Here is a 678-nt window from a genome sequence, read left to right as displayed (position 1 = left end):
TCTGCAAACGGTGCAAAATGTTGGCGCGCAAGGTCTACTTGATTGATTAGATTATCAACTGAAACATCATGATCAGCTGCAATTTCTTCTAGCGCTTCCCCTTCATCGATTCGATGCAACACGCCACGAACGTTGATTGTTACTGATTCTGGCCATTCGATAGTCGTTGCCTTCTTGATGAATTCGTCAATAGTTTCTTTCGATACTTGCACAGCAACTTCTTCGACTTCTTGCACATCATCGCCCATTTCTAAAGAAGTTTGTTCTTCTTTTAGAACTTCAACTGTTCCGTCGTTATTCACAACATACTCGACATTTGGTTTATTCGTATGTTTGTTTACTGGCACCTTGTATTCTACTGTTTCTGGCTCAATAGTCGTTGACACTGTTTTGCCTAAAAATTCGTTTAAACTTTCATATTTTCCTTTTAATGAAGCGTTGCTAACCACTAATAGCACTTCGATATTTCCGTTTGATTTAGATGTCACTTTTTTCACTTCTGGTCTGAAATTTACTTGTTTTGTCATTTTATTTTCCTACTTTCGTTTAATAATTAGTTGCATCTTTCCATTCGTAATCGAAATTATCGGTTATGAATGGTCTTTTTTCGTTTAAAGGCTTAGTTACACCTTGAGTGATCACTTTAAAATCTCTAGCACGAACAACAATCGCTTCAAC

1 protein-coding gene is annotated in these 678 nt (G+C 36.9%); it reads right to left on the bottom strand.

Features of this window, described 5'->3' with window-relative positions:
* Positions 1-527: hypothetical protein (locus tag ACU8YE_RS23830; protein ID WP_446929804.1), on the bottom strand; the 527-nt coding region annotated here is incomplete at its 3' end.
* Between the last annotated feature and the right edge of the window lie 151 nt (positions 528-678).

This window comes from Ralstonia sp. VS2407 (assembly GCF_052950655.1).
This window is presented reverse-complemented; position numbering and strand designations above follow the sequence as displayed.